This is a genomic window from Geobacillus sp. WSUCF1 (genome assembly GCF_000422025.1).
In the GTDB taxonomy this organism is placed as follows: Bacteria; Bacillota; Bacilli; order Bacillales; family Anoxybacillaceae; genus Geobacillus; species Geobacillus zalihae.
The window spans coordinates 1-6,675 of the sequence record NZ_ATCO01000171.1 but is presented as its reverse complement, the minus strand read 5'-3'; the positions used below and the strand labels follow the sequence as shown (position 1 = coordinate 6,675).

At 40.2% G+C, this 6,675-nt stretch carries 6 protein-coding genes and 1 tRNA gene; 3 read left to right on the top strand and 4 right to left on the bottom strand.

What is annotated here, in order from left to right; genetic code table 11:
- Positions 1-635: HD-GYP domain-containing protein (locus tag I656_RS02140; protein WP_033006538.1), on the bottom strand; the 635-nt coding region annotated here is incomplete at its 3' end.
- Between the two features lie 193 nt (positions 636-828).
- Between I656_RS02140 and I656_RS02145 the strand changes: the two genes are divergently transcribed.
- The 3 genes from I656_RS02145 (at position 829) to istB (ending at position 3,582) form a co-directional block, all read left to right on the top strand.
- Positions 829-901, top strand: a tRNA-Val gene (locus I656_RS02145).
- A gap of 456 nt (positions 902-1,357) precedes the next feature.
- Positions 1,358-2,875 carry an IS21 family transposase gene (istA, locus tag I656_RS02150; protein ID WP_013401401.1) on the top strand — a complete coding sequence of 506 codons (1,518 nt, stop codon included), beginning with the start codon at positions 1,358-1,360 and terminating at the stop codon, positions 2,873-2,875.
- Positions 2,863-3,582: an IS21-like element helper ATPase IstB gene (gene istB / locus I656_RS02155; RefSeq protein ID WP_013399917.1), complete on the top strand. Its 720-nt coding sequence runs from the start codon at positions 2,863-2,865 to the stop codon at positions 3,580-3,582. The genes istA and istB overlap by 13 nt, the downstream gene beginning before the upstream one ends.
- 200 nt (positions 3,583-3,782) lie before the next feature.
- Here istB and I656_RS0116680 read toward each other — a convergent pair whose 3' ends face one another.
- The 3 genes from I656_RS0116680 to I656_RS02165 form a co-directional block, all read right to left on the bottom strand.
- Entirely contained in the window at positions 3,783-4,085 is a 303-nt protein-coding gene (locus I656_RS0116680) for a hypothetical protein (protein WP_128570091.1), read from the bottom strand.
- The gene (locus tag I656_RS02160; protein ID WP_033006532.1) at positions 4,039-4,632 is read right to left on the bottom strand and encodes a DUF3990 domain-containing protein; all 594 of its coding nucleotides are present in this window, start codon (positions 4,630-4,632) and stop codon (positions 4,039-4,041) included. Before I656_RS02160 ends, I656_RS0116680 begins: the two co-directional genes overlap by 47 nt.
- Before the next feature lie 234 nt (positions 4,633-4,866).
- Positions 4,867-6,054 carry an IS701 family transposase gene (locus I656_RS02165; RefSeq protein WP_033006530.1) on the bottom strand — a complete coding sequence of 396 codons (1,188 nt, stop codon included), beginning with the start codon at positions 6,052-6,054 and terminating at the stop codon, positions 4,867-4,869.
- Positions 6,055-6,675: the final 621 nt, after the last annotated feature.

Here is a 6,675-nt window from a genome sequence, read left to right as displayed (position 1 = left end):
TAGGTGGTGGGTAGTTCACGCAAAATGGCATCGGGAACGCCGATCTTTCCGATGTCATGCAGTAGAGCGGAACGATACAAGGCATCAAGCTGTTCATTCGGAAGGGAAAGCTTTTCCCCAATCGCGAGTGCGTAACGGGCCACGCGCAGCGAGTGCCCAGCTGTATAAGGATCGCGGGCGTCAAGCGCCGCTGTCAAGACGGTGATGAAACTGTTAAGCAGTTCTTTGTTCGTTCGGTCGCGGCGATGCACAGCATCGATCATATGATTGAATCCGCGAAGCAAATCGGCAAATTCATCAGTATACACATTGTGGGCGACGGGTTTATACGTTTCGTTTTCCGCCCGTTTCATATGACTTAACAGCACACTGACCGGCTCATGGATCTCATCGACCAACAAGCGAGTCAAGAAAACGGAAAATGCGATCGAAAACAGCAAAATCACGGTTGCCCAGGGCCAATACGACCAATGGGATGCGCTCGGTCCGGCGAGCGACCATTTGATTTCCGTCGCTAAGCTGAACAATAAGACAGGAAATGTGCTGCTGAACAAGACCGTCAGCTGCAGTTTCATTTTGAGCGGCACCGGAAGCGGCGGGCGTTTTTCATCAATTCCGCCAGCCTTCGTAAGCAAATTCTCGTTTGATAGAACAATCAGAATATAGAAAAAATACGATGTCGAACCGTTCCAACACGGATTATTCCTTTGGGAGGAAGTCACCTTTCCTTTTTTCATCATGAACAGCGATTTTTTTAAAAAAGTTGTTGACAAACAACTTGCCCGTTTATATAATTAAAAATGTGTTCGATAGCGGACAATAAAATATGATTCCGTAGCTCAGCTGGGAGAGCGCCACCTTGACAGGGTGGAGGTCGCTGGTTCGAGCCCAGTCGGAATCATCATAGGAGAAAGCCGTAAGTCCTATTGAAGGGTTTACGGCTTTTTGTTTTTTCGTAATAGCTTTTGGAGAACAGCAACAGGCACTGTTTGTTAAGGTTTTTTCACCATCGAAACGAAGCAGCTTAGGCTTCAAAGGAAGCTCTATTAGGAAGTGGGTAGTTACATAGAAAGGGAAAACCCTCTAATTAAAGAGAGTTTTAGAATTACTTTTGATGATAGGGAAAATTTCCCCCAAAGGAAGATATGATTTTATCGAACAACAAAATAAATTCAATAATACTCCTTAAGGTTTGATGTTCAAAGTTCGCTAGTCGATGTTTATGGCAAACTAAAAATGTAACGTTTGGCAATTAATTTATGCAGGTCCTATAAAACAAAAAACCACTTGCCAACATTCCCCAAATACACTACCCTCCTAGTTGGACAAAACAGTTCAACGGGAGGTATTCAAGGAGATGTTAGCAGTGGCTGAAATTCATTATATCAGATATGAAGCAAACCAAAAAGGATGTTCCTATTCCGATATTGCCAAAAGAATGAATCGTGATCCAAGAACAGTGAAGAAGTATGCGGAAATGGAAGACTTCAATCCCTCAAAAGTTAAACAAACGAGAAAAGCGAAAGTGATGGATCCAGTGAAACCGATATTGGATCAATGGATTAAAGAGGACTTGACAAAGAAGAAAAAATATCGAAGAACTGCGAAACGAATGTATGAAATCTTAAAAGAAGAATATGGATTTACAGGTTCAGATCGTTCTGTTCGGCTCTATGTATCAAAAAGAAAACAAGAACTGCTCGAACAAAGTGAACCAGCTGCGTTACCTTTAGAATCGAAACCTGCAACGGCTCAAGTTGATTTTGGAGAAGCTCCTTTTCTCTATCAGGGGAAATACGTCGATTTTCCTTACCTGGTCGTTTCATTCCCTTACAGTAATGCGGCCTATGTGCAAGTCATGCCAGCTCAAAATCAAGAATGTTTCTTGGAAGGATTAAAACGAATCTTTCACTATATGGGAAGGGTTCCAAGGGTCATTCGTTTTGATAATCTCTCCCCTGCAGTAAAAACGATCTTGCCAAACGGAGAAAGAGAATTGACAGAGACATTTCAACGATTCGTTTTACATTATGGCTTTGAATGCGAGTTCTGCAACCCAGCCAGCGGAAATGAAAAAGGGAATGTCGAATCAAAGGTGAAATATATTCGAAACAATTTCTTTTTACCTGAACAAACAATCTATCAACTAGAAAGTTTTAATGAATCTTTATGGGAGAAATGTGAGAAGGACTGGAATCGTCCGCATTATGAGAAGGAGCGACTCATCGCTGAATTATTTGAAGAAGAACAAGCGTTATTTCTTCAATTGCCAGCCAAAGAATTTGAATGTGTCCGATATGAGCAGGTCACGGCTGATAAGTACGGTTTCATCCATTTAGAAAACAATTTATATTCCACGTCTCCCCGTTTTGCCAAACAAAAGGTTTTGGCAAAGATCTCTTATCATGAGATTGCCATTTTAACAGAAGAGCATGAGCTGATTATCAAGCACGAGCGTTTATATGGCACAAAACAAAAATCAATGAAATGGCAACCATATCTTACGTTAATGGCCAAAAGGCCAAATGCATTAAAATATACGGATTTCTATGAAAAGATGCCGGAAGAATGGAAAAATTATTTTTCCAATTGTACCGTTCAAGAAAAGAAGGAAGCATTACAACTACTAGCTGTTTTACTAAAAGAACATGATTTCGAAGTTTCGACACAGGCTTTGAGGATTGCCTCCCAGTATGGTCATCCGAAAGTAGAATCGATTAAACAGGTATTTTATCAATTAATCAATGGAAGAGGTATACGAGAGCCAATTCAACCGAAAAAACACGTTCCAGATATGCCGGAAGCCATCCGAGGAGTAAGGCATTATGACCGCCTATTCGAATCCCAAGGAGATGTGGCATCATGGAACAAATGATTAAGGAATATGCCAAAAGACTAAAATTAAGCTGGATTCCAGCCAATTACCATACCATCCATGCGGAAACAAATGAGGAATTTTTACTGAAGCTGTTTGAACGAGAAGTGCAGCATCGAGATGAGAGAAGGATAAATTTACTACTAAAACAGGCGACATTGCCGAAAATTCCAAATAAACCTTATGATTGGCGGGAGATTCAACTAGCCCCAGGCATCACAAAAGATTATATTTTAGAAGGTGAGTTTACGAAAAATCAGGAAAACCTTATCTTCTATGGCGGAGTGGGAACCGGTAAAACATTCCTTTCCACTCTCATCGCCCTCAATTTGATGAAAAAACAAGGAAAAAGAGTGAAGTTCTATACGGCCGCCTCCATTGTCAATGCTTTATTGGAGGCCAATGAAAAAGGTGACCTTGGTAAATTTCTCAATCAAATCGAAAAGTTGGATCTCTTGATTCTTGATGAATTGGGCTATATTCCATTGCATAAACAGGGGGCAGAGTTATTATTTCAAGTTATTTCCATGTGTTATGAAACCAAAAGCATCATTGTGACAACCAATTTACCTTTTAGCCAATGGAATAATGTCTTTGGCGATCCCATTTTAACAGAGGCCGTCATTGATCGGCTGATTCATCATTCTCATTTAATCATCTTCAATGGTGAAAGTCACCGATACAAAGACTCAATCTCTCAACGTTAACCATGGAATTTGGCAAGTGTATGTATGCATTTTTAATTGCCATTTCATACATTTTCTACTTGCCAAAAACAACATTATGGAAGTATTGTTACCAAAGATGCATAAATTATTTTTTAAAGTAATAAATAGGTGCTTGATGTTTCTGGTAATATGTGACAAAGAAAAGAATTAAGCTTTTAGCATAATCTCTTGCTAAAAGCTTAATTCGATACCTGTAGTTCTAAATTTTTTACTCTTTTGGGAAAAACACTTTCATATTCCTCATAAATATATTTTGCCCAAAAATTTGGTCCCATATGTTGAGCCCATTCAATATCTTCGGTGATTTTATTTATAATTTTTGGATCCCAAACTATTTCTTTTGCCTTTGAAAAATCCATATTGTATTTATCTTGTAGAACCTTTGCAATTTCATTTCTAAAAGAAGGATAGCCGTGCTCGTGCTCATAATTCAATTTATTTCTTAACTGTTCTCTTGTCATTGTACGTTTGTTGTTGATCATATGCTTTCACCACCTTTTGAAGGGTAATCACATTATATGTGAAAATGTTTTGGTTGTGAATAGATAGCTGGTCATATGTTGCATACTGAGCAATTTCTTCATAAAACAATTCAATATCAAGCTCTCCACTATCGACCAAATTAACAAGGTCAAAAATTTTTCCGTCAGCTACGCCGCCAAATACATAATCGTAACGGTGAGTAAAGCATTGTTTTTTTGAGCGATTGTTATATATGAATTTTGCCCATTCTAAATCCATCTTATGCAGTATATATCCATTATATTCCTTTTTTAACCTTGATATGTCTAACACATATACGAACACTATTGGTTCTTCGCCTTCTAACTTAGCTCTTTTCTCTGCATGTTTACTTGCTTGGATAAAATTGGATGTCAAATAAAAACCTTTTCCAAAATCGGTATATTCTTGACAAAGATCAATATTGACTCCTTCTTGAAGCGAATCAAAATGTTTTGAAGTAGTACCATGGTACAAAATTTTTGAAAATTGATTAAAATTTTTAGATAATACTGCACTCGAAACCATAAAACATCCCATTTTTCTTTTTTGTTTAATTATACCGTCTGTTCATAATAGGTGTCAATTTAATATAGATGCTAGTTTACCACAAATTGTTAGTTTTACAAGTTCACCATACCTAGCAATATTAACTTTTTTTAATGTACCAATCATCCTAAAAAAATTTTATCATGTTTTACTGTAGATGAGTAATTTTCATTACAATATTTTCCATTAACAAAGAGACAAACAGGGTAACCCTTAGGCGACATGGAGTTGTTTTTTGACAACATCAATGGGAATATCTTGCTTCGCCGCGTTGTAAATGAACTCAACTAGGCTGTGTCCTTTCCGCGATCGAAGAAGCTCCAGTCCGGCGGAGAGGTCTTGTTGAGATTCGGCTATGCTGTACACGCAAGCCAACAACACGGTGATCCAATACCGTTTGACCGCCCGAACGTGGCGAACACGGTACCCATCAAGCTTCAGCTGGTCTTTTGCCTGCCGGAAAAAGCATTCGATCGACCAGCGTTGGGCATAGTAACGCAAGATGTCTTCGTCACTCAGCTCCCGATCGGTGCTCAAGATGCAATGAAGATGTTCGGGTGTCATCGGCTGAGCAGCCTTCCAAGTAAGCAGCACCACCGCATCATCAAGACCGTTGAGCGCACCTTCGTAGCGGTAGACACGATAGCGCTCGTTCCCCACCGTGACGAGGCGGGTGTCTCGCGGTTCGAGATAGCGGGCGAACTGCTTGGCTTGGACGGCGATGCCTTTCGGGTAGAGAATTCGGTTCGTCTTGAGCATCGCGATGACATGGAATCCCTGTTTCAAGCAGGCTTCGATGAGCTCTTTGGACGGATACCATGAATCCATGAGCACATACACCGGATGATCCGGCTTCACCTTGAGCGAAGAAAGCATCTCCATCGCTAGGTCGACTTTGCTTGTTCCCGCCGCCTTATCATAAAGACGAAACGCGAACGGGAATGCCTGAGTCATGGTGTGTACCATCAGCCAAACGAGCGAATGCCCCCAGACCGATTGATGATCTTTGTGGGAGAAATGCCAATCACACCCTTGAATGGCGTGCGTGGCCCGTGACGAAGGCTTCGTTTTTTGGCAAATGGTATCATCAATCGAAACAAAAAGGGGTTGATTCTCCCGTTTGGCGATTCGCTTGATGCGATGAAGGATCCATTGCTGGAGTTTGCGAAGCAACGTCTCTTCATCCCAAGGGCTTTTCGTGAAAAAATGGCTGAGCGTTGTTCGATGGTTGGGATGAAAACTCCAGTGATGGACATCGGTCAACGTTCCCGAAAATCCCTTGGTCGTCAAGGCATCCACAATATGAACGAGATGCTTGATGACCGGTTTCGAGAAATAAAGCGCCAACCCCAACGCCATGAAAAACTTGTGGATTCCTTGATGATGTGCTAATCTATTCATGAGACATGAGCCTCCTTGTGAATGGTTGGTTAGCACATCTATTTTAACCAAGGAGTCGGGTTCATGTCTCCTTTTTTGTTTGGTTGTAAATTTATGTTAGTAAATTTACTCAACTACAGTCAATCATTTAAAATACGATGTCGTCCTCCAAAAAACAACCGCATCGATTTTAAGGCGTTTAGTAGGACCGTATAGGCGTTTTTAATATAGGCGTTTTTAATCAAGGGGATTAAAACCATCCATTACCCCGCTGTTTAAAACGTGTTATACGCCAATTTTAGAGGTCATTTTTTTGGTAAGGGTTAAAACAATGTTATTTTTAAGGAGTAATTCTGGAATTTTCGGACGCATAAAAAGGCACGCCGGCATCGTATTTTTATTTTTGTCAGTCGAAAAAAAGATGTACTCAAATTTGAGCCTACCTAAGAGGGACTAGCGAAACACGAGGAGAGTCCTAGTTTAGATTAGCTTACCCAAGTTTAGGGACATCTACGACATCGAATATTATTCGTATCAGGTCAAGGTTTGTTTGGCTTTAATTGAACAAGCGCCTTTCTTTTTCAAATCGGTTAAAAAGAAAGGAAGAAACAGCCCTCCCAAGATCTGTTTAAGCTTAAAGGA